The 22,432-nt window shown below is 65.1% G+C and carries 17 protein-coding genes; 12 read left to right on the forward strand and 5 right to left on the reverse strand.

Annotated elements, in window-relative coordinates:
• The first annotated feature begins 58 nt into the window (after nt 1–58).
• The 10 genes from ACSS7Z_RS14665 (at nt 59) to ACSS7Z_RS14710 (ending at nt 12,270) form a co-directional block, all read left to right on the forward strand.
• On the forward strand, nt 59–1,351 hold the full coding sequence (locus tag ACSS7Z_RS14665; RefSeq protein WP_438255615.1) for an ABC transporter substrate-binding protein: 1,293 nt from the start codon (nt 59–61) through the stop codon (nt 1,349–1,351).
• 90 nt (nt 1,352–1,441) lie between these two features.
• Nucleotides 1,442–2,428 (forward strand): carbohydrate ABC transporter permease, encoded by a 987-nt coding sequence (locus ACSS7Z_RS14670; RefSeq protein WP_438255616.1) that lies wholly within the window; start codon nt 1,442–1,444, stop codon nt 2,426–2,428.
• A complete protein-coding gene (locus ACSS7Z_RS14675) occupies nt 2,425–3,318 on the forward strand; it encodes a carbohydrate ABC transporter permease (RefSeq protein ID WP_438255617.1) in 894 nt (297 codons plus the stop codon). The genes ACSS7Z_RS14670 and ACSS7Z_RS14675 overlap by 4 nt, the downstream gene beginning before the upstream one ends.
• A gap of 4 nt (nt 3,319–3,322) precedes the next feature.
• Nucleotides 3,323–3,994: a hypothetical protein gene (locus tag ACSS7Z_RS14680; RefSeq protein WP_438255618.1), complete on the forward strand. Its 672-nt coding sequence runs from the start codon at nt 3,323–3,325 to the stop codon at nt 3,992–3,994.
• A 51-nt stretch (nt 3,995–4,045) separates the two neighbouring features.
• On the forward strand, nt 4,046–5,569 hold the full coding sequence (gene arfA, locus ACSS7Z_RS14685; RefSeq protein ID WP_438255619.1) for an arabinosylfuranosidase ArfA: 1,524 nt from the start codon (nt 4,046–4,048) through the stop codon (nt 5,567–5,569).
• A 15-nt stretch (nt 5,570–5,584) separates the two neighbouring features.
• Nucleotides 5,585–7,816: a beta-galactosidase gene (locus ACSS7Z_RS14690; protein ID WP_438255620.1), complete on the forward strand. Its 2,232-nt coding sequence runs from the start codon at nt 5,585–5,587 to the stop codon at nt 7,814–7,816.
• A gap of 93 nt (nt 7,817–7,909) precedes the next feature.
• Nucleotides 7,910–9,073 (forward strand): Gfo/Idh/MocA family protein, encoded by a 1,164-nt coding sequence (locus ACSS7Z_RS14695; protein ID WP_438255621.1) that lies wholly within the window; start codon nt 7,910–7,912, stop codon nt 9,071–9,073.
• A complete protein-coding gene (locus ACSS7Z_RS14700; protein ID WP_438255622.1) occupies nt 9,070–10,242 on the forward strand; it encodes a dihydrodipicolinate synthase family protein in 1,173 nt (390 codons plus the stop codon). The genes ACSS7Z_RS14695 and ACSS7Z_RS14700 overlap by 4 nt, the downstream gene beginning before the upstream one ends.
• Nucleotides 10,243–10,334: 92 nt before the next feature.
• On the forward strand, nt 10,335–11,201 hold the full coding sequence (locus ACSS7Z_RS14705; RefSeq protein WP_438255678.1) for a sugar phosphate isomerase/epimerase family protein: 867 nt from the start codon (nt 10,335–10,337) through the stop codon (nt 11,199–11,201).
• Between the two features lie 10 nt (nt 11,202–11,211).
• Nucleotides 11,212–12,270, forward strand: a complete 1,059-nt coding sequence (locus ACSS7Z_RS14710) for a LacI family DNA-binding transcriptional regulator (protein WP_438255623.1) — start codon at nt 11,212–11,214, stop codon at nt 12,268–12,270.
• A gap of 25 nt (nt 12,271–12,295) precedes the next feature.
• On the opposite strand, the gene ACSS7Z_RS14715 is transcribed toward ACSS7Z_RS14710, so the two are convergent.
• Both ACSS7Z_RS14715 and ACSS7Z_RS14720 read right to left on the reverse strand, forming a co-directional pair.
• Entirely contained in the window at nt 12,296–13,627 is a 1,332-nt protein-coding gene (locus ACSS7Z_RS14715; RefSeq protein WP_438255624.1) for a cellulase-like family protein, read from the reverse strand.
• Nucleotides 13,624–16,902: a DUF5107 domain-containing protein gene (locus ACSS7Z_RS14720; protein WP_438255625.1), complete on the reverse strand. Its 3,279-nt coding sequence runs from the start codon at nt 16,900–16,902 to the stop codon at nt 13,624–13,626. The genes ACSS7Z_RS14715 and ACSS7Z_RS14720 overlap by 4 nt, the downstream gene beginning before the upstream one ends.
• Nucleotides 16,903–17,074: 172 nt before the next feature.
• Here ACSS7Z_RS14720 and ACSS7Z_RS14725 point away from each other — a divergent pair, with 172 nt between their 5' ends.
• A complete protein-coding gene (locus ACSS7Z_RS14725) occupies nt 17,075–17,857 on the forward strand; it encodes a helix-turn-helix domain-containing protein (protein WP_438255626.1) in 783 nt (260 codons plus the stop codon).
• 29 nt (nt 17,858–17,886) lie between these two features.
• Here ACSS7Z_RS14725 and ACSS7Z_RS14730 read toward each other — a convergent pair whose 3' ends face one another.
• The 3 genes from ACSS7Z_RS14730 to ACSS7Z_RS14740 form a co-directional block, all read right to left on the reverse strand.
• Entirely contained in the window at nt 17,887–18,774 is an 888-nt protein-coding gene (locus ACSS7Z_RS14730) for a carbohydrate ABC transporter permease (protein ID WP_438255627.1), read from the reverse strand.
• The gene (locus tag ACSS7Z_RS14735) at nt 18,768–19,694 is read right to left on the reverse strand and encodes a carbohydrate ABC transporter permease (RefSeq protein ID WP_438255628.1); all 927 of its coding nucleotides are present in this window, start codon (nt 19,692–19,694) and stop codon (nt 18,768–18,770) included. Before ACSS7Z_RS14735 ends, ACSS7Z_RS14730 begins: the two co-directional genes overlap by 7 nt.
• A gap of 90 nt (nt 19,695–19,784) precedes the next feature.
• Nucleotides 19,785–21,110 (reverse strand): ABC transporter substrate-binding protein, encoded by a 1,326-nt coding sequence (locus ACSS7Z_RS14740; RefSeq protein ID WP_438255629.1) that lies wholly within the window; start codon nt 21,108–21,110, stop codon nt 19,785–19,787.
• Nucleotides 21,111–21,362: 252 nt separating this feature from the next.
• Here ACSS7Z_RS14740 and ACSS7Z_RS14745 point away from each other — a divergent pair, with 252 nt between their 5' ends.
• Nucleotides 21,363–22,370, forward strand: coding sequence for a LacI family DNA-binding transcriptional regulator (locus ACSS7Z_RS14745; RefSeq protein ID WP_438255630.1), 1,008 nt, complete (start codon nt 21,363–21,365; stop codon nt 22,368–22,370).
• Nucleotides 22,371–22,432 lie beyond the last annotated feature (62 nt).

Raw genomic sequence — 22,432 nt, forward strand, 5'->3', positions numbered from 1 at the left:
CGGACAACGAACGTTCGCCAGAGCACCGAGAACGCTGACGTTCACAGAGAGGACAAAGATGTTCAATAAGAAGCGGTCACTTGCCGCGGTCGCACTCGCGACCGGCGCGGCACTGGCACTCGCCGGCTGCGCCGGTGGCGGCAACGAACCAGCAGCGGAGTTCGACCCCGATGAGGAGGTCACTCTGGACCTCGCGTTCTGGGGCAACGACGTGCGCGCTGACCTGTACAACGAAGCCATCGCGGCGTTCAACGAGGAATACCCGAACATCACGGTGAACTCCACCTTCCTCGGCTTCCCGGAGTTCTGGGAGAAGCGGCAGACAGAGGCGGCAGGCAAGAACCTGCCCGATGTCATGCAGTTCGATTACTCCTACCTGCGTCAGTACGCCGAGAACGGGCTTCTGCTCGACCTCGATCCGTACCTGGGCGACGTCATCCAGACTGAGCCGCTCACCGAGAGCGCCCTGACGATCGGTGTCGTTGCCGACGCCACCTACGCGCTTCCGACCGGGACCAACGCCTGGGGCCTGTTCACCAACCCCACGATGCTTCAGACGCTCGGCGCCGAGGACTTCGACGGTGGCACCTGGGCCGATTACACCGACTGGATGGCCGGTGTCACCGAGGCTGCCGGAGGCGAAGTCTGGGGCGGCAGCGACTACACCGGTCGCATTCAGAACTTCGAGCTGCAGCTGCGTGCCGATGGCAAGGAGCTATTCAACGAGGACGGCACGCTCGGCTTCGACGAGGAGCGCCTCGCCGAGTTCTGGCAAGAGGGACAGGAGGTCCGCGATGGGATCGGCGCCCCGCAGCAGACCGTCGAAGAGCTCCTCCCTCTCGGCCCGTTCGATTCTGCAGTGGTCGCCAGCGAGCTCACCTGGGACAACTTCGGCAGCGGCTACCTCGGCAACCTCGGTGAGGCCTACCCCGAGCTGAACCTGCAGGCGCCGCCGGTGACAGTCGAGGGCGCGAAGGACCTGTACCTGAAGCCCACGATGCTGCACTCGATCGCTGCGAACACCGAGCATCCCGTGGCCGCCGCAACCCTGGTCGATTTCCTGATCAACTCGCCTCAGTCGGGCGAAATCTTCGGCACCAACCGTGGCCTGCCGGCATCGAGCACGGCACTGGACGCTGCCGAGCTCGACCCGCTGAGCCAGCAGATCAAGGACTACGAGACCGCGATCGCGGATCGTCTCGGCGACGCTCCGCCGGTACCGGTCGTCGGCTACGGCACGATTGAGGAGAAGTTCCGTCAGCTCGGTGCTGAGCTGAACTTCGGTACGATCACCGTCGATGACGCCGTCGCACAGCTCTTCACAGAGATCGATGTCGTCCTGAACGGCTGATCCGGCTCACGGGGCCGGGAAGGCGCAGCTGCTGCGACCACTCGGCCCCGGACGCCACTTCGCACTGCCCCCATCACCACAGGAGTTCCCGTGAGCACGACCGCGACGAGAGTCATCGTCACCGGCGAGAAGCGGCGCCCGCTGCCGCGCCGCCGCCCTGAAAGCCTGAATCGCCCCGGTCAGAAGCGCCGCGAGCGGCGCGAGACCGCTGTCGGGTATGGCTTCCTCGTGCCGTGGCTGATCGGCTTCTTCGGCCTCACGATCATTCCGATGGTCTACTCGCTCTACCTGTCATTCACTCGATACGACATCTTCCAGCCGCCCCGTTGGATTGGGTTGGATAACTACGTGCGGCTGTTCACCAACGACCCGCAGTTCATGCAGTCCGCGCAGATCACCCTGGTCTACGTGCTCGTGGGAACGCCGATCACTCTCGCCGCGGCCTTGGCCATCGCGATGCTGCTGAACTTCCGAGACAAGGGCTCCGGCTTCTTCCGCTCCGCCTTCTACGCCCCCAGCCTCATCGGCGGTTCGGTGTCCGTCGCGATCGTGTGGCGGGCGATGTTCGGCTCCGACGGGCCGGTCGACAGCACGCTGAGCTTCTTCGGCCTCGACATCGGTGGCTGGATCGGCAACCCCGCGCTCGTGCTTCCGGCGATGATCGTGTTGGCGATCTGGCAGTTCGGCGCCACCATGGTGATCTTCCTGGCCGGCCTCAAGCAGGTGCCGAAGGAGCTGTACGAAGCAGCCGAGATGGATGGCGCGAACGCCTGGCACCGATTCCGCGCGGTGACGCTGCCGATGCTGTCGCCGGTGATCTTCTTCAACCTGCTGCTCGGACTGATCGGCGCGTTCCAGGTGTTCGCCTCGGCGTACATCATCTCCAACGGCTCGGGCGGGCCCGCGGGCATGACGAACTTCATCACGCTGTACCTGTACAAGCGTGGCTTCTACGACGGTCAGATGGGCTACGCCGCTGCGATCGCCTGGGTACTGCTCGTCGTCGTGGCGATCATCGCCTTCATCCTCTTCAGAACCCAGCGCTCCTGGGTGCACTACGCGGGAGACAACCGATGACTGCTACCGAAGCCGTTGTGACGGCATCCGCTCCAGCCCCGCGTCGTCGCGTCAAGCGCAAGACCTGGCAGACCGTGGTCTGGCTCGTCGTCCTGGTGATCCTGACCGCGATCGTGCTGTACCCACTGCTGTGGCTGTTCTTGTCGACGTTCAAGCCGAACGCCGAGTTCGGTCAGAACCCCGGACTGCTGCCGAATGCACCGACGATCGACAACTACATCAAGGTCGCCGACGGCATCGCCGGCGTGCCGATGTGGCGGTTCTTCTTCAACTCGCTTCTCCTGGCCGTTTCGGCCGTGGTCGGCACGGTGCTGTCATCAGCGCTGGCCGCATACGCGTTCGCGCGGGTGCAGTTCAAGGGGCTGGGTATTCTGTTCGCCGCGATGATCGGCACGCTGCTGCTGCCGTTCCACGTCGTGATCATCCCGCAGTACATCATGTTCAACAGCTTCGGTCTGGTGGACACCTTCTGGCCGCTGATCCTGCCGAAGTTCCTGGCCACCGAGGCGTTTTTCGTGTTCCTGCTCGTGCAGTTCATGCGGCAGATGCCGCGCGATATGGACGAGGCCGCCCGTATCGACGGAGCGGGGCACTTCCGCATCTTCTGGGCGATCATCCTGCCGCTGGTCAAGCCAGCGCTGATCACGTGCGCGATCTTCTCATTCATCTGGTCGTGGAACGACTTCCTGGGGCCACTGCTCTACCTCACGAGTCCCGACAACTACCCGTTGCCGATCGCGCTGCGTCTGTACAACGACCAGACTTCCACCAGCGACTACGGCGCGACGGTCACGGCCTCATTCATCGCGCTGCTGCCGGTGCTGCTGTTCTTCCTGGCGTTCCAGCGGTTCCTCGTCGACGGCGTCGCAACTCAGGGTCTGAAGGGTTAGAGGTGTGGCTGTGCCCGAGGAGATGACATTGTCCCGCAGTCAGGAGCGTGCCGCTCGCCGCGCCGCGCTCTCGGGCAGCGGCCCCACGCGGGGTGAGATGCCGCCAGCGCGCTTTCCCGGTGCCGGCGCGAAGTTCGCCCTGTTCGGCGAGGCCATGCTCATCGGGTTGCTCATCACGCTCATCGCTCTGCCGGTGATCACGCTGCCGGCAGCCCTGGCGGCCGGTGTCCGTCATCTGCGCCGCTTCATCGCGGCCGAGGACTCGCGACTGGGGCTGTTCTGGACGGACGTGAAGAGGGCCATCCTGCCCGGACTTGTCGTGGGTGCCGCGGCCCTCGTGCTCACGCTGATCCTGTTGCTGGACGTCGATCTGGCACGCTCGGGCTTCCTGCCCGGTGGACCCGTCATCGAGGTCATCGGCTGGGCCGGACTTGCCGCACTGTCGCTTGCGCTGCTCGCATCCGCCGGCACATGGACGCCCGAGATCGGCTGGCGCGGTGCGCTGCGCGCCGTTCCCGGTCTCGTACGTGCGGATATTGCCGGCGCCGCCTATCTCGTCGTCACGGCGGTGTTCGTCGGTGCGACGACCTGGGCGCTCGTGCCGCTGTTCATCCCGGCGATCGGATGCGCGGCGCTCGCCGTCGTCTCGATTCCTGAGCGCCGTCGGTCCCGCTGATCCCCAGCTCCCAGACTTCCTCGCTCCTCGCCCCTCGCAGAACGGACCTCCATGAACGACGCCTTCGGCCGCCTCGATCCGCACCGTGAGATCGCAGACATCGACCGCCGGATTTTCGGTGGGTTCGTCGAGCATCTCGGCCGTCACATCTACGACGGCATCCATGAGCCGGCGCACGAGAGCGCAGACGCCGACGGCTTCCGCCGTGACGTCATCGATCTCGTGGCCGAGCTCGGGGTCTCGACCATCCGGTATCCCGGCGGCAACTTCGTCTCCGGATACCGCTGGGAGGACGGCATCGGGCCGGTCGATCAGCGCCCGCGGCGACTCGACCTCGCCTGGCACTCCACGGAGACGAACGAGGTGGGGCTGCATGAGTTCCAGAGCTGGCTCGACAGGGTCGACAGTGAACTCATGCTCGCCGTCAACCTCGGCACCCGTGGAACGCAGGAGGCACTCGACCTGCTCGAGTACGCCAACGCCTCGGCTGACACCGACTGGACCAGGCAGCGCGTCGCGAACGGACGGCCGGATCCGTTCGGCGTGAAGATGTGGTGCCTCGGCAACGAGATGGACGGTCCGTGGCAGCTCGGGCACCGGGGCGCTGATGACTACGGAAAGCTCGCTGCGCGTACCGCGAAAGCTATGCGGATGATCGATCCCGGCATCGAACTCGTGGTGTGCGGATCGTCAGCTCACGGCATGCCGACATTCGGGTCGTGGGAGCGCACCGTTCTCGAGCACACGTTCGACGACGTCGATTTCATCTCGTGCCACTCCTACTATCAGGAGCACAGCGGCGACGCACAGGAGTTCCTCGCATCCGGTGTCGACATGGCGACGTTCATCGAGGAGGTCGTCGCGATTGCCGACTCGGTCGCGGCGACCCGCAAGAGCGACAAGCGCATCATGATCTCGTTCGACGAGTGGAACGTCTGGTATCTCCACCGTGAGGACGGCACCCAGTCCGGTGAGGAACTCAAGGACAAGGGCTGGCCGGTGGCGCCTCGCCTGCTTGAGGATCAGTATCACGCGCTGGATGCTGTCGTCTTCGGCGACCTGCTCATCACGCTGCTGCAACACGCCGACCGCGTACGCTCGGCGTCGCTCGCACAGCTGGTCAACGTCATCGCGCCGATCATGACAGAGCCGGGCGGCCCGGCATGGCGGCAGACGACGTTCTTCCCGTTCTCGATCACGTCCCGACTGGCCGGCGACCGTGCGGTGCAGGTGCCCATCAGCGGTGGCACTTTTACGAGCGCGCGGTTCGGGGAAGTGGCGGCCGTGAACGCGGTTGCGACGATCGACGAAGACGGCGTCTCACTGTTCGTGGTGAACCGATCGACGACGGATGCCACGCAGCTGCGCGTCGACCTCGCCACGCTCGTCGCCACTTTCGGGCGCGCGCTCCGCGTCACCGAATCGCACCTGCTCCACGAGGACGACATCTACGCCGCGAACACGCTACAAAATCCGGAGCGGGTCGGCGTCCGCCCCGCCGATGCGACGCTCGCCGATACCGAACTATCGCTCGAGCTGCCCGCGGTGTCGTGGGCTGCCATCCGTCTGAGCTGAAGAATCGAGAAGCACATGCGTACGACTACTGCGCTGCGGAGCATCCGTCTGCAGGATGCGCGTCCGCCGCTTACCGAACCGGCCATGAGTAACCGGGAGGATCCGCACGAGCGGATGCGGATCACCAGTCGCTGGATCGAGGTGAACGGTGCACCGACCATTCCGGTAACCGGTGAACTCCATTACAGCCGCGTCCCTCGCCGTCGCTGGGAAGAGACGCTGCGGCTAATGCGGGCATCCGGGCTCACATCGGTGTCGACCTACGTGTTCTGGATTCACCACGAACCGGTCCGCGGCAGCGTCAGCTTCGAAGGAAACCTCGACCTCGCCGGGTTCATCGAGACGGCCGAACGCGTCGGAATCGACGTCGTACTGCGGATCGGTCCCTGGTGTCACGGCGAGGTGCGAGGGGGTGGGCATCCGGATTGGGTCATCTCAGAGGTCGGTTCCCGCGCACGGACGGATGACGCCGAGTATCTGGCGCTCGTCCGTGACTGGTACGCCCGCATCGCCGGCCAGGTTGCGCGCTTTTGCGGACCGGATCGGCCGATCGTCGGCATCCAACTCGAGAATGAGCTTCACGATCAACCCGACCATATTTCCTCTCTCAAGCGCATCGCACAGGAGAGCGGGCTGTCCGCGCCGCTGTGGACGGCGACCGGATGGGGTGGAGCGCTCCTGCCAGCACACGATGTGTTCCCCCTATACAGCGGCTACGCCGACGGATTCTGGGCGGGGCAGGGATCGACCTGGGACGACAGCTTCCGCGACCACTTTCGGTTCACGCACATCTGGGACGACCCGGGCGTGGGCGGCGACTTCCGGGACGACGCCGAGGCGATCATGCTGCGGCCAGTCGACCCGGAGTTTCCACCCGCCACCTGCGAGCTCGGCGGCGGGATGGCGACGGCCTATCATCGTCGCCCGATCGCGCGCGGCCGCGACATCGCCGCGCTCGCGAATGTGAAGATCGGCAACGGCTCGGCATGGCAGGGTTTCTACATGTTCGCCGGGGGAGTGAACCCCGCCGATCAGCTGCAGGAGAGTCTGGCGACGGGATATCCGAACGATCTGCCCCGATTCGACTACGACTTCCAAGCGGCGCTCGGCGCCACCGGGCGACCAGGATCGAGCCTCGGCCTGTTGCGCGATCACAATGCTTTTCTGGCGGCGTTCGGCGGCCAGCTCGCCGATATGTTCAGCGCACTGCCCGAGGATGCGCCGGTCGACGTGCGCGACCTCGACACGCTGCGGTGGGCCGTGCGCAGCAACGGCTCTTCCGGCATCCTCTTCCTCAACACTCATCAGCCGCACGAGCCGCTGTCCGGTTCGACGAATGTGCAGTTCCGCGTCCCCTTCGCGGATGGTGATCTGTTGGTGCCAGATCAGCCGGTGGACATCCTCAGCGGAGTCATCGCGCGCTGGCCGTTGCGACTGGACGTCGCTGGCATTCGGATCGAGTGGGCGACGGCGTCGGTATCCGGGCTCGTCGGTGGTGACGTGCCGACCCTCGTCCTGCGCGCACACGATGGACTTCCCGCGCGTATTCAATTCGCCACGGGCGCCCCGCGCGATATCGCGCCCGGCGACACCTTCCTCATAGACGGTGCGCTGCGCATTCTGGTCGTCGACGAGCAGCAGGCTGAGCGGCTGTGGTATCTCGGCGACGAACTCTACGACTGCGCTGACGCGGTGTGGGAGGAGCCCGACGGGATTATCATCCGCGCTGAGGACACGCCGTCGATCCGTCGCTGGACGGGGGAGAAGTTCACCCGTCTCGCGCTGCGAACTCTCGGCCGACCGGGTTCGGCAGCCGTTGCTCTGGATGAGCTGCGAGCGGCGGGAGAGCCTCCGGCGCGATACGGGGAGACGATGGGGCGCTCGGCAGCACCGGATGACGCGCAGTTCGATGAGTCGGCAGGGATCTGGCGGCTGCGGATGCCGGTCGTCCGCGCACATCCATGCGGAGACCTCGTCGAACTGGTGATCGACTGGGAGGGCGATGTTGCACAACTGCGTGCGGACGGTGTGGTGATCGGCGACCGCTTCTGGGATGGCAGCGCGTGGCGCATCGATGTCACGGAACTGGACCCCGCCGCGGAACTGACGCTGCACATCGCGCCGATCACTGAGCACAGCGTGATCGATCTGGACGCGACAGTGCGCGCACGTGTGGATGCGGCGGGGTGGCTCGGGGCGGTTCGACGTGTGGACCGAGTGGTCTCCTCCCGATGGACACCGTCATAACGCAAGTTGCGGAAAGCGCTCTCCGGTGCCACACTGTTGGAAAGCGTTTACCCACTTGATCGGCACTGGGCCAAACAAAGAAACGGATAGGCAATGTCACAGGCGACAACCCGCGAGATCGGCATCATCATGAACGGCGTCTCCGGACGCATGGGTTATCGGCAGCACCTGGTGCGGTCGATCCTGGCTATCCGTGATCAGGGCGGCATCGAGCTGTCCGACGGCACCCGCGTCACCGTAAAACCGATCCTCGTTGGCCGCAACGAGCAGAAGCTCGCTGAACTCGCAGCCCTCCATGGCATCGAGGACTACACCACCGATCTCGATGCGGCACTGGCCGATGAGAAGTGGGAGATCTACGCTGACTTCCTCGTCACGAAGGCGCGGGCATCCGCTATCCGCAAAGCCATCGCCGCAGGCAAGGCGATCTACACCGAGAAGCCCACCGCAGAGTCGCTCGAAGAGGCCCTCGAGCTCGCACACCTTGCGAAGGAAGCCGGCGTGAAGACCGGCGTCGTGCACGACAAGCTCTACCTGCCGGGTCTGCAGAAGCTCAAGCGCCTCATTGACTCCGGATTCTTCGGCCGCATCCTCTCGGTGCGCGGCGAATTCGGTTACTGGGTGTTCGAGGGCGACTGGCAGCCGGCGCAGCGTCCGAGCTGGAACTACCGCACCGAAGACGGCGGCGGCATTATCTCCGACATGTTCCCGCACTGGAACTACGTGCTGGAGAACCTGTTCGGCGAGGTCAAGAGCGTCTACGCCCAGGCGGCCGTGCACATCGCCGATCGCTGGGATGAAAAGGGCGAGCACTACACCGCCACCGCGGAAGACGCCGCATACGGCATCTTCGAACTCGACGGCGGCATCATCGCCGAGATTAACTCCTCCTGGACGGTGCGCGTCAACCGCGATGAGCTGGTGGAGTTCCAGGTCGACGGCACGCACGGCTCGGCCGTGGTCGGACTGTTCGGGGCGAAGATCCAGCCGCGAAATGCCACCCCGAAGCCGGTGTGGAACCCTGACCTTGAAGACACCCACGACTACGACGCCGATTGGCAGAACGTGCCGACGAACGACGTGTTCCTCAACGGCTTCCGCCAGCAGTGGGAGGAGTACCTGGAGTCCTACGTGCTGGGCACCGACTACCCGTTCGACCTGCTCGCCGGTGCCAAGGGCGTGCAGTTCGCCGAGGCCGGGCTCGCGTCCAACGCCGAGGGACGCAAGGTCGCGATCGAACCGTTGAGCCTGTCATGAGCACGCTCCGTCTGCTCGCAGCCGATGGCGCCGTCTCGGATGCCGCGCTGAACGAGACCGGCGTCTACGCGCGGCCCGACGGCCCGCTGCGCAGCCGCATCGCGTACGCGGCAGCGCACGTCGTGCCCCAGGCCTTCGCCGACAACACCCCCGGCCAGCCGGCCGACATCGACTGGGATGCGACGCTCGCCTTCCGCCGGAATGTCTACTCGTGGGGTCTGGGAGTCGCCGACGCCATGGACACTGCCCAGCGCAATATGGGATTGGATGCTGCGGCCACGCGTGAGCTCATCACGCGCAGCGCCGAGGTCGCCCGCGAAGAGGGCGGCTCGGTCGTCGTCGGCGTCAATACTGACCACGTCGACGACTCGCACATCACGCTCGAACAGGTGATCGACGCCTACAAGGAGCAGTTGCAGTTCGCTGAGGAGCAGGGCGCCGGCCCCGTGCTGATGGCGTCGCGTCATCTCGCCCGGGTGGCATCGGATGCCGCGGACTACCGCCGTGTGTACCGCGAGGTGCTGCAGAGCGCGAGCGTCCCCGTCGTGCTGCACTGGCTCGGCACCGCGTTCGATCCGGAGCTGGAAGGCTATTTCGGCGCGAGCGACTGGCAGACGGCATCCGGTGTGCTGCTCGACATCATCGAGGAGAACCCCGGCAAAGTCATCGGCGTGAAGATGAGCCTGTTGAACGCCGAATCCGAGATCTCGGTGCGTGCGCGCCTCCCCGAGGGGGTGCGCATGTTCACCGGAGACGACTTCAACTACGTCGGCCTCATCGGCGGCGATTCCTTGGGCCAGGGGGACTCGCATTCGGATGCTCTGCTCGGTGCCTTCGCCGCACTCACGCCGGTGGCATCCGCGGCCATTCAGGCGCTGGATGCTGGCGACCCGGAGGCGTACCTGCGCATCCTGGGACCCACGGAGGAACTCAGCCGTCAGGTGTTCGCGGCGCCCACTTTCTACTACAAGACCGGCGTCGCTTTCCTGTCTTGGCTGAACGGTCACCAGCCTGCCTTCCAGATGGTCGGAGGGCTGCACTCGGCGCGGAGCCTGCCGCATTTGAGCCGCATTGTCGAACTCGCCAACGCATCGTTCGCACTGGAGGATCCCGCGCTCGCGCAGGATCGCTGGCACGGACTGCTGCGGCTGAACGGAGTAAGCGCATGACCGCCGTCGACCCGGTACAGATGTCAGCCGAAAGCACAGATGTCGGTCGACACGCCGCGTCAGCGACTGACGCCCGTGATCTCGACCGACAAGTGTCCCCGCACCCGCGGCTCTCGATCAATCAGGCCACGATCAAGCACGCCGACCTCGCGACCGCGTTGCGAGTGACGGCCGAGGCCGGAGTACAAGCGATCGGATTGTGGCGTGAGCCGGTGCAGGAGGTGGGACTTGCCACGGCGGCGAGCATGCTCACTGATTCCGGGCTTCGTTTCACCACGCACTGCCGGGCAGGGTTCTTCACCTTGCCGGAGGGGCCGGCACGCCGGGCCTCCCTTGATGACAACCGGGTCGCCATCGAAGAGGCGGCGACGCTCGCCGCAGCCGGTGCTCCCGGATCGACAGCCGTGCTCGTACTCGTCGCCGGCGGCCTGCCGGCGGGGGATCGGGATCTCGCCGGAGCGCGCGAGCGTGTGCGCGACGCGATCGGCGAGCTTGCTCCGGCAGGTGAAGCGGCGGGTGTGACCCTCGCGATCGAGCCGTTGCATCCGATGTACGCGTCCGATCGATGTGTCGTCTCCACGCTCGGACAGGCGCTGGACATCGCAGCCGATTTCGATCCGACGGTCGTGGGCGTGACCGTGGACACGTTCCACATCTGGTGGGACCCGCAGGTGCTCGAGCAGATCGCCCGGGCCGGTCGAGAAGGGCGAATCGCGACGTACCAGGTGTGTGACTGGAAGACGCCGCTGCCGGCTGATGTGCTCCTGGGGCGTCATTACACCGGAGACGGAGTCATCGACTTCGAACCGATGACGCGAGCGGTGATCGCGACCGGGTACGACAGGGATATCGAAGTGGAGATCTTCAACGAGGAGATCTGGGCCACCGACCCGCTGGAAGCTGTTCGCCGAACCGCTTCGACGTTCGGTGTTGCCGTCTCACCGTTCCTGACCGCCTAGAATCACGAGTGTGACCGACATCACCGCGCGCTCGCAGACCGGCTCCGTCACGCTGCACGATGTTGCACGTGAGGCCGGCGTCTCGCTTGCCACGGCATCCCGAGCGCTGAACGGCTCGACGCGCAAGGTTGCTGATTCGTACCGGGAGAGAGTCGAAGCGGCGGCGGATCGGCTCGGATACACCGCGAACCTGTCCGCTCAGGCGACGGCGCGCGGTACATCCGCGATCATCGCACTGCTCGTCGCGGATATCGCTGACCCATACTTCGGCGAGCTGGCGTCCGGTGTCGCGCGCGGTGCGGACGAAGCAGGACTCGTCGTGACCATCTCCATCACCGAGAGGGACCCAGAACGTGAGTTGCGTCTGGTGCGGGCGTTGCGGGGGCAGCGGCCGCACGGCGTGATCCTCGCCGCGTCTCGTACCTCGCCGGAGATCGCAGCCGATTTAGCGAAGGAGTTGGCACTCATCGCGGGGTTCGGCGGACGCGTCGTCGCGCTGGGCGTGGATTCCTCAGAGGTGCGGTCGGTCTGGATCGATAACCGCGGTGGCGCACGTGCTCTAGGCGCTGCGCTCGGCGAGCGCGGCTACCGGCGCGCGATCGTGCTGGCGGCGGCAGAGGGCGTCATGACCAGTGATGCGCGTCTGGCCGGGTTCACCGAGGGATTCACGGATGCTGGCGGAGATGCCAGTCGGGTGTATCGAGACGCGTTCACGCGAGACTCGGGTGCCGAAGCTATGCGGCAGGCGCTGAAAGATGGGATCGAACCGGGCACGGTCGTGTTCGGGATCAACGACGTCGTTGCGATCGGTGCCATGACAGCGATTCGTGAAGCCGGCCGGGAGATCGGTGCAGACATCGCCCTCTGCGGCTTCGACGACATTCCCACGGGGCGCGACATCACACCGGCGCTCACCACCGTGCACGTTCCGCTCGACCAGGTCGGTTACGAGACCTTTCGGGCTGCGACGGATGCGGAATGGACTCCCGATCCGGATGCGTTGCGCCTCGAGGTGCACATGCGCGCGAGCACGCCTGCGTTGGCCGCCGAGGCGACGAAGCCGAGCTGATCGGCGGCTTCGTCGCGTCAGCAGATCAGCCCTCGAGGAACAGCGTGTTCATGCGCTGCTGCCAGTCGATGTCGGACCACAACGGATGGTGCGGCGCGGCGTTCGAACACGCCACGACACCCCAGACGCCGTTATCGAGGGCCGTGCGGATGCCGTGCTCGGCAAGCGCTCGGCCGATGGGGCCCTCTTCGAAGTTGCCGTCGCGAGGCGTGTAGCCGATCCACCCTTCGCCGACGACTGCCGGCACACTGCGCCACCGCGCCCACTCCGCAATGGCGATGACCCGCGACTCGATCTCGCGCTGCATCACCTCGTGGTGCGCGCCGTAATGCTGTTCGAGCCAGGCATCCCAGGCCTGGGCGTCGATCCAGTCGTAGCCGTAGATCATCTGGTCAGTGATGACCGTCGCCTTCAGCTTCCACTCTGCGGGGCGTCCGTACTCGGCGACGCTCGGCGCATCGGAGCGCAGCAGTGCACGCAGTTCGGCATTCGGGAAGCCCTCCGTGCCTTCAGATCGGATGTCGATGCGCCGCTGCAGCGCGTCGAGCACGCCGTAACTGTAGACGTGGAACTGCGCGACCTCTAGTTCGGGCGCGACGCGGTGCATGGCCAGGTGCGGCGGCTTGCCGTAGCTGACGGTGATGAGCTGGTCGGGATGGCGCGTGCGAAGCTTCTCCATCGCCGCGATGCCGTTGACCGGCGCATCCGCGTCCTCTGGTGCATCCACGGGCGGCAGGATCGAAAAATCGACCTCATTGTGCAGTTCGGTGAAGGCGATCGACTCGATCAGGCCTGCAGCGCGGATATCATCCAGGAGCCTGCCGAAAGCGTCGGCAAGGACCTCGTGACGACGGTTGAGTGGCACCTGGTCGATCGCTTCGAACCACGATGGATCCGCCGCGAACGCCGTCGACTGCTGATACTCCCAGCTGGCGAGGATGACGACGACATCGTGCTTGCGCGCGGTCTCCAGAAGCGAGAAGAAGCGCGCCCGTACATCGATCGTGTAACCACCCGGGCTGTCGTACCACCGTGTGCGCTGACCATAGAAGCCGCCGCCGGGCGCTGCGCCCAACCCCTCGATCGGCAACGCTTCAGCCAGAGCATCCAGGCCCAGGCCTCCGGTCAACAGCAAGGGTGCCGCACAGATCCGCACCGCGTTGTACCCGCGGGCGACAGTTTCAGCCATCGCCTGCTCAATGTCCGCGTAGGGCTCGCCGGCACCCGCGCGGGTGTACCAGGAGAAGTCCCACAGGCACACCCCGAGACGCTCGGGCAGGTGCGGTGGCACCGGCCCCGTCAGTGCGCTGTTGGGGTCGGTCGGCATCACCGGGGTGCCGAGATATCGCTCGCTCATGCTGTCATCTCCGTTTCGCGGCGTCCTCGGGCTGCCAGATCGCGCAGCTGGTGTGCCTCGTCTGCCCGCCGTTCGGCGGTGTCGACCGAGAACAGTAGCAGCTCCGGCATCGACGTCGCGAAGTAGTCGATGCGGTCGGCGGCAGCATCGAGAGCATCCGCCCGAGCATCCATCGCATCCCAGACGTGACCGGCCTGTTCGCTTTCGCCGAGGCGGAGATGAGCGAGCCCGACCCACATGTCGCGCACCGTGACACAGTGCCCCGTGGCGGCGAGCGGACCATCGACATCGCGAGCCCGACTCCATGCTTCTGCGGCAGCCGCATCGTTGCCCAGCGCAGCTTCGGCGTCACCGAGCAGAACGAAGCGCTCGGCGACGACATCGGCAGGATGACGCCCCTCGCCGAGATGCTCGGGCGGAACGATGCCGACTCGCAACAGCTCACGTGCAGCCTGCGGGTCCGTGTCGATCAGTTCGCGAGCCACCGCGGCCGTTGCGCGATCGAAGACGTCGAGCACCTTGCCCTCACCGCCTTCGAACGGCTGGTAGCTGCGTTCGCCGAGGAACGACAGAGCCTCAGCCGCCCGCCCGAGATCGATGAGCAAGCCGGTGTATTCGACAGCGAGATCATCGCGGATCAGAACGGCAGGGCCCGCCTGTTCGATCGCAGCCAGACGCGTTGCGGCATCCATTCGGCGCAGCACCGCGAGCTGGTCGCGCTCGTACACGAGTCGGGCGTCGGAAGGACCGCTCAGCTCGAGCGCGCCCGCATACCGCTGGTCGGCGATCTCGAGATCACCACCGGTGTTCACCTGCGCGACTGCGGCGTTGCGCCAGACGACCGGGTCATCGGCACCAGCGTCGATGGCCGCGTCCAGGACGCCGAGTGCTTCTGCCGTTCGTCCAGCATCGAGCAGCCAGCACCCGAGCATGCCATTCGCGCGTGCATCGTGCGGATCGGCGACAAGGGCGAGTCGGAGGACGGCCAGATCGTCGAGTCCAGCGGGGAAGGCGAGACGCGGATCGGCAGCACGCGCCCACGACCGCGCGTCGGCCGCCTGCTCGTGCTCGCCCTGCTCATCGAGGAAGGCAGCCAGAGCATAGGCCGCCATCGGAGCGGGGTTGCCGAAACGGCCAGGAGCCACCCGCATCGCTCGCTCGGCGAGACTGATGCCGCGGATGCGATCGCCGAGCCGGTGAAGCTCATGCGCCATCGTGAGCAGCGTCCGAGGGTCGATCGGATCCAGCACGTCGTCGAGAGCCGCCAGCAACGGATCCAGCGGATCAGCGGTCCGAGCGGGCGCGAGGATGCGATCGGCTTCTGCGCCCCGTCCGAGGGCCCGCAGGGCCGACACGTGAGCTGCGATCGCCTGACTGCTCGATGCATCCGACCGTGTCGCCTGGATGGCGAACTCCAGCGCGCGCCGGGCGTCGCCGGCACGCATCGCCAAGCGGGCGCGTCCGAGCAGCGCCGGCAAAGTCAGCGCGCCATCCCAGACGGCTTTGCCGAATGCGTCTGCGGCCTCATCGAGGCGCCCGAGCCGTTCGAGGACGAGGGCGCGAAGCAGCGTGAGGTCTCCGTGCTCGGGGTTGAGGTTGCGTCGAGTCTCGCGGGCAAGTGCCACCTCTAGGTGCTCAAGCGCCTGGGCGAACTCACCGCGAGCGAAGGCGAGCCGGGCGATTCCCTCGTGCGCTCGGGCATCGCCCGGATCGCGACGAACAGCCTCGGCGAAGTACGGCTCTGCGGCGCGGCTCGGATGCCGATACTGCACCAGGTGGCGCCCCGTGACGACGAGTTCGTCGTTCGATTCGATTCCGCTCGGGTCGTTCGGCTCTTCCGCAACCCAGGGCTCCACGACCGGGGTGAGGTGTGCGCTCCAGCGCACGAGCTCTCGCCCGCCGTCAGCAGGTGAGCAGACGACAAGCTCAAGGTCATCTCGGGTGGCGGGAGTGCTCAGTTCCACCTGCGCGGTGAATGGTGTGCCGGGGGCACAGTGCACGGACCAGTGTCCGAGCGTTGACTCGCCACGACGAAGAGTGATGTGCAGTTGATCGTGTTCCCCGGTCGTTGCCACACCGAGTCGCACCGCAGAACCGTCGATTTCGAGTCCGACGGCTGCGTCGAGCGTGGCCTGCACCGCAGGACCGATGTCCTGGATCGGGTACCAGTACTGGCTGAACGTACGGGTCTCACCGGAGCGGAGCCAGGTGAAGTCTGGCTGATTGTCGGTGAAGACACCGGCCATCAGCTCAACGTAGGGACCGTCGCTGTCGGTCAGGTGGCGGTCCCAGGCGTGGCCGACGGGGCCATCGCCCCATGTCCACATCTTCTTGCCTGGTGCGATGGCTCGATCGGCCCAGTGCACGAAACCGGCCTGGACATCGTGGTCGTAACCGCCGAAGAAGTCATCGACGGTATCGGTGATCATGTAGGAGGTGGGCACCTGCACATTCCCGTAGAAATCGATGCGATCGGCTCCGGGATCAGTTTCTGCCAGGGCCGGGTAGTCCACGCCGTAGTAGGGGCGGTCGGCGGCAGGGAACGCGGTGATGGCGCGGCGAGCGTGGTCGGCGACGTAACCGACATCGGTGGGGAAGAACGACTGGTAGCGATCATGCGAGCGGGCCGCGACGTTAGCCCACCACAGGAATGTCTGCGGGACGTCAGTGCGGTTCGTCAGTCGTGCTTCGAGTTCGATCAGGGTCGAATCTCCGCGCATGCCGATGCCATGACTGGCGCGCATGCGCTGCAACTGATCGAGGTCACTGTGCCAGACGGTCACCGAATTGTCGTCGTGCCGCTCGATGTGCGCTTCAACGGGCAGGTGCGTCGCGGGCCGGTGATGCTGAGGCCAGTTGAACTCGACTCCGCCAGAGATCCACGGGCCGGCGACGCCGACCAGCGCGGGCTTGATGACGTTGTTGCGGTAGAAGAAGTCGTAATCGCGTGTCTTGTCGTAGCCGATGTGGATGCGTCCACCGAGCTCGGGGAGAAGGACAAGTCGCACCCACCGGTTCTCGAGGTGGATCGCACGCCAGGTCCGTGGGCGACTCTCGGACTCGATGCGGTCGGTGAAGGGCATCGGGTAGATCTTGCCGCTCGAGCCCTGGTAGACCCTGCGGTCGAGGAACGCCGGATAGCGGTCCGGCTCGGCCGGGTCGTAGGTGTCGATCGTGATCGGCTCTTCCCAGCATGCGACGCCACCGGCCTCCAGGCGGGCACGTTCGGCCTCCGGCGGGGCAGGCAGCATGATCGGTTGGTGCGAGGTGTTCATATCCTCAAAAGTACTGCTGCTGTGCCTTCGCAAACATGGGCGATCGTGGTGCAGGCCTGGACGTTTCACTGATGTCTGCGATGATCAGTGCATGGAACGTCGAGATGGATTCGAACGGCAGCGGCTCTGTGTGGTGCCACGCCCTGCTATTGCTGAAGCCTTGGGCCAGCCCGTGACTCGACGACTCGTGGTGACCGATGCGGGATGGTTCCCCGATGCGGTGGGGCACCTGCGGATCAGGCCACAGGGAGCCGAAGAGGGGATCGTCCTTGTTTGCATCGATGGCAGTGGCTGGGTCGACCTCGGATCGGGTCGCCATCGCGTCGTACCCGGCACGGCGGTGCTCATCCCTCGTGACACCCCGCACTCCTACGGTGCGGACAATGAACGACCATGGACGATCTGGTGGTGTCACCTGCTCGGCAGTGATCTGACGGATTTGTGGACTGCGACCGGCGTGGATCGCAGCAAACCAGTGATCTCGCTGCGCGCGCTGGAGCGCGTGACAGCGCTGCTGGATGAGATCGTCTCATCGCTGGAGCGCGATCAGTCGCCGGCCCGCCTGATCGCGACGGCGGGGATTGCCTGGCGGTTGATGACGCAGTTCGTGGTCGATCGCCGGCTCCCCGAACAGGGCGAACCTTTGGAGCGTGCCATGCGATATCTCGAAGAACGAGCCGATGGAAATGTCCGGGTCTGGGAGCTGGCACGCCTCATCGGCATCTCGCCTTCGCATCTCGGCGCACTCTTTCGTGAAGCCACCGGTGGGGGAGTGCTGGCGTACCACAAGGGCCTCAAGATGGCGCGGGCGCGACGTTACCTCGATACGACCTCGTTGCACGTATCTGAGATCGCACGGCAGATCGGCTATGAAGATCCGTTCTATTTCTCGCGTCAGTTCAGCCGGATGCACGGAATGAGCCCGAGTGACTATCGCCTGCATCGCAAGGGATAATCACTCGGGCTCATTCAGCCGAGGCGTACTCAGCCCTTCGACGCACCTGCCGTGAGATCAGCCTTCCAGAACCGCTGCAGCGAGACCATCAGCACGACCAACAGGATCACCGATACGGCCGATCCCGTGACCACCAAAGAGGTGAACGCCGGATCACGCTGGATCTGCGAGTTCCACAGGGTCAGCCCGAGTGTGATCGGGAAGCGCTTCGTGTCGCTGAGCATGACCAACGGAAGCAGATAGTTGTTCCAGATCGTGACGAACTGGAACAGGAACACCGTCACGATTGCCGGCGTCATCATGCGTGTGGCGATCGCGCCGAAGATGCGCAGGTCACCGGCTCCGTCGATGCGGGCAGCCTCGATCACTTCGTCGGGCACGGACCCGCTCGCGTGGATGCGGGCGAGGTAGACACCGAAGGGACTCACCATGCTGGGAAGCAGGACGCTCCAGTACGACCCGGTGAGCTGCACGGAATTCAACAGGAAGTACAGGGGCAAGGCGATCACTGTCGCCGGTACCAGCACTCCGCCGAGAATCGTCCAGAACAGTGCCTCTTTGCCGCGGAACTCGTACTTGGCGAAGGCATAACCGGCAGCCGTCGCGATGACGGTGGCGACAAGCGCGCCTCCGCCCGAGTAGAGGACGCTGTTGATGATCCAGACCGAGAAGGCACCGTTGTCCTGTGTGAACAGGTTGACGAGGTTCTGCCACGCCTGCGGTGCATCAGAGAACCACAACCCGAAGCTCGAGTAGAGCTGGCTCGGGGACTTCGTTGCGGCAATTAGCACCCAGACGATGGGCAGCAGGAAATAGATCGCGGCCACGACGAGCGCGGCGTTCACGAAGATGGCGCCGGCCATGCCACCAGGGCGGGGCATCGAGCGGCGGCGGGAGTATGCGTCGGCGGTCACCATGCGCGGTTCCCCTTTCGGTTCACGACACGGATGAAGATGGCTGAGAAGGCGAAGGCGAGCAACGCCACGATCACTGCCATCGCCGCGGCGAGGTTCGGGTTCCCCTGCGAGAACGCTTGGTTGTATGCGGCAAGGTTCGGGGCGAAGTCGGAGCTGATCGCTGTGGTCAGCGGGCGGAGCACGAGAGGTTCCACGAACAGCTGCAGGGTCCCGATGATGGTGAAGAGTGTGATGAGTACAACCGAGGGACGAATGAGCGGCAGCTTGATGTGCCAGATCATGTGCCACTCGCTCGCACCGTCGAGGCGCGCCGCCTCGTAGAGCTCGGACGGGATCGCATCAAGCGCGGCGATCAGGATGAGCATGTTGTATCCCGCGAACGCCCACAGGGCGATGTTCGCGATGGCGAAGAGAACGGCGTCGCTCGACAGCGGGCTCAGATCAATCCCGAACTTCGACAGCAGTTGCAGCACCGGGCTGGTCGCCGGCATGTAGAGAAAACCCCAGAGCAGGGCAGCGATAACTCCGGGTACTCCGTACGGCATGAAGTAGGTGACTCGGAAGACCCGCGGAAAACGTGCGGCACCGGCGCCGAGTAGCAGCGCGAGAGCAAGTGCCGTCACGACCATGAGCGGCACTTCGATCGCGGCGAACGCGACGAGCCGGCCCAGGCTCGCCACGAACGACGGGGTCGATAGCGCGCTGAGGTAGTTATCGAGGAAGACGAACTCACGTGTGGGGGCAGTCAGCCCCAGACCACTCGACTTCTGCGTGAACAGGCTGTCGATGATCGCGTAGACGATCGGGGCGATGAAGAACGCCGCGAACATGATCATGAACGGCAGCAGCAGAAGCCAGAGCGCCGCGGGCGGGCGCTTGCTGCGTCCTGGTCGGGTGATGGGGGCGGCTGTGGCCGACACGTTTACTCCTCGGTGATGCTGAGCGGATGCCTGGTAGCTTCCGCGGATCGGATCGGGGTGGGCCCGAGGTCAGGCCCACCCCGGATGTCGTCACTCGGCGACGGAGATGCCCTTGTCCTTCATCGCAGCGACGAAGTCCTTCTGGGTCTGCACGAAGGCCTCCGAAAGCGGTGTGCCCTGCTCAACGCTGGATTTCACGTTGTCCGTCAGATTCGCGAACAGCGTCTGCGACAGCGGCGGCCAGACCCAGCTGGAATCCACAGCGGCGTCCGAGACCGCGAAGACGTCCCAGATGTTCTGTCCGCCGTAGAACGCGAACACCTCCGGGTCATCCTGCAGGCTGTCAACAGCGGCCAGATCAGTGATCGCGGGCCAACCGGCACCGATGCTGGTCAGCGTGCTCACGCTGCCGGGATCGCTGTTCAGCCAGAGCGCGAACTCAGCGGCCTCCTCAGGGTGCTTCGAACCCTTCAGTACGATGTTCGCCGAGCCGCCAGCCCAGGTCGCCGAGACGTTCTCGCCGGCGTTCCACTGCGGAACAGCGGAGACTGCCCACGAGCCAGCAGTGTCGGGCGCCGTTCCGCGAACGATCGCATCGGCCCAGGAACCAGAGATCCACGTGAGGATGTTGCCGTTCTGGATGTCTGCGTTCCATTCGCTGGACATGTCAGCTTCGAGCTTGACGAGATCCTCGTCGATGAGCTTCTGCCAGTATTCGGCGACCTTCAGCGTGGCCTCATCGTCGATCGCGACGCCCCATGCGTCTTCTTCGGCGGTGAACCAGGAGCCGCCGGCCTGCTGCGAAAGCCCGATCAGCCACGGTGCCTGGTTGAACGCGAACGCCGCGATGTAGCGATTCGGGTCGGATGCCCGGATCACCTTGGCTGCTTCGTAGTACTCGTCCCAAGTGGTGGGTGCTTCCAGGCCGAGCTCCGTGAAGATGTCCTCGCGGTAGAACTGGCCGAGCGGACCCGACGCCTGCGGGATCGAGTAGACGCGGTCGTCGAAGACTCCGGTCTGCCACTGCCAGTCGGTGAAGAGATCAGCCGAGTCGCTGACGTAGTCCGTGATGTCTTCGACGGCGCCGTTCACCAGGAACTCGGGGATCGCGTCGTATCCGACCTGGGCGACGTCAGCGGGGTTGCCCGCCTGCACGGCCGAGAACATCTTCGCGTAGCCGCCGTCGGGGCCCGCCGTGATGGTTTCGAGGGTGACGTGGATGTCCTCGTGTGCTTCGTTGAACGCGTCGACGGCACGGTCGACGTTCGGTACCCACGACTGGAAGGTGAGTTCGACGGGGCCATCGGCCGGGGCACTTTCGGCGCCTCCACCGCAGGAGGTGAGAGTGAGCGCGGCGGCGAGAGTGCCGGCCGCGATGGCCGATACGCGGATGCCGCGACTGTGACGTTGCCACATAGTAGATGCTCCTTTGCAAGCAAGATATGAGTGTTGGTGCGGATGCGACGCTACGCCGGTGAGGCGCGCTTGATCCATAGGTGAACCAGGCGTTTAACCTGGACATTTCGACGGTGATTGCTGGGCGATCTCGTCTGAAACTAGCCTCGTCGATAAAAACGATTCAACTGACACTATCGCTCCGGCTAGAAAAATTGTAACGTTTTACCTGTAACGTTCAAATCGAGCGTGATCGCAGGATGAGGAGGCAACGTGGCAGAGATCGGCATTCGTGACGTTGCCGCCCGCGCGGGCGTTTCCACCACCACGGTCTCCAACGTTCTCAATCGACCGGAGACCGTTTCGCGTGCAGCGACTGCGAAAGTCGAAGCCGCCATCATCGAGCTCGGCTACGTGCCGAACGTTGCTGCCCGTCAGCTGCGAGCAGGACGATCCAGTGTCATCGGTATGGCCGTTGTCAACATCACGAACCCGTTCTTCTCAGAGGTCGTGCTCGGCGCGGAGGAGACCGCAGAGACATCGGGGTACTCGGTGTTCGTCGGCAACAGCTACGACTCGCGTGCCCGCGAAATCCGCTACCTCGACCTGTTCGAGCGACAGCGACTTGACGGTGTGCTGCTTGCTCCGCTGAGTGGCCAACTCGATGCACTCGAGCGTTTCGTGATGCGCAACGTTCCGGTGGTCCTCGTCGACCGGGTCGACCCCGCCGGGCGCCTGGCATCCGTCTCTGTCGACGATGTGCTCGGCGGTAGGCTGGCGACAGCTCACCTCATTGCTGGGGGTGCGCGCCGCCTGATGTACGTCGGTGGCCCCTCCGAGATGGACCAGATGCGTGAGCGGCTCGAAGGATGCCAGATCGAGGCGGAGCGAGCAGGCCTTGGACTGACCGTCGTTGATGACGGGCGATTGAGCATCCGCCTGGGACGCGAGATCGGACGCCGCTTGGCCGCAATGCCGCGCAGCGAACGCCCGGACGGAATCTTCGGCGGTAACGACGAGGTCGCCCTCGGGATCATGCACAGCCTGCTTGAAGCCGGCATCGAGGTGCCGGGTGAGGTGTCGATCGTCGGCTACGACGACATCGAGTTCGCTTCGGCGTCGGCGGTCGCGCTGACCTCGATCCGTCAGCCGAGTCGCGAGATCGGCCAGCAGGCGGCCGAACTGATGCTTGCCGGTCTCGGCGGGGAAGATCTAAGCGCTCGCTCGATTCGGTTCAAGCCCGAACTGATCATCCGCAAGTCGAGCAGGCCGATCGACTGAATCCGGATCACGCTCGTGGCCGTCGCATCCGTGCGTCTGTCGCGCGTCGAAACGACCACCGG

The organism is Microbacterium wangyouchuni (genome assembly GCF_051546305.1).
In the GTDB taxonomy this organism is placed as follows: Bacteria; Actinomycetota; Actinomycetes; order Actinomycetales; family Microbacteriaceae; genus Microbacterium.

What these genes read in the sequence shown, in the direction of transcription:
- ACSS7Z_RS14665 (WP_438255615.1), top strand. Translation starts at nt 59, where the DNA reads ATGTTCAATAAGAAGCGGTCACTTGCCGCGGTCGCACTCGCGACCGGC.
- ACSS7Z_RS14675 (WP_438255617.1), top strand. Translation starts at nt 2,425, where the DNA reads ATGACTGCTACCGAAGCCGTTGTGACGGCATCCGCTCCAGCCCCGCGT.
- arfA (WP_438255619.1), top strand. Translation starts at nt 4,046, where the DNA reads ATGAACGACGCCTTCGGCCGCCTCGATCCGCACCGTGAGATCGCAGAC.
- ACSS7Z_RS14690 (WP_438255620.1), top strand. Translation starts at nt 5,585, where the DNA reads ATGCGTACGACTACTGCGCTGCGGAGCATCCGTCTGCAGGATGCGCGT.
- ACSS7Z_RS14695 (WP_438255621.1), top strand. Translation starts at nt 7,910, where the DNA reads ATGTCACAGGCGACAACCCGCGAGATCGGCATCATCATGAACGGCGTC.
- ACSS7Z_RS14700 (WP_438255622.1), top strand. Translation starts at nt 9,070, where the DNA reads ATGAGCACGCTCCGTCTGCTCGCAGCCGATGGCGCCGTCTCGGATGCC.
- ACSS7Z_RS14715 (WP_438255624.1), bottom strand. Translation starts at nt 13,627, where the DNA reads ATGAGCGAGCGATATCTCGGCACCCCGGTGATGCCGACCGACCCCAAC.
- ACSS7Z_RS14720 (WP_438255625.1), bottom strand. Translation starts at nt 16,902, where the DNA reads ATGAACACCTCGCACCAACCGATCATGCTGCCTGCCCCGCCGGAGGCC.
- ACSS7Z_RS14730 (WP_438255627.1), bottom strand. Translation starts at nt 18,774, where the DNA reads ATGGTGACCGCCGACGCATACTCCCGCCGCCGCTCGATGCCCCGCCCT.
- ACSS7Z_RS14740 (WP_438255629.1), bottom strand. Translation starts at nt 21,110, where the DNA reads ATGTGGCAACGTCACAGTCGCGGCATCCGCGTATCGGCCATCGCGGCC.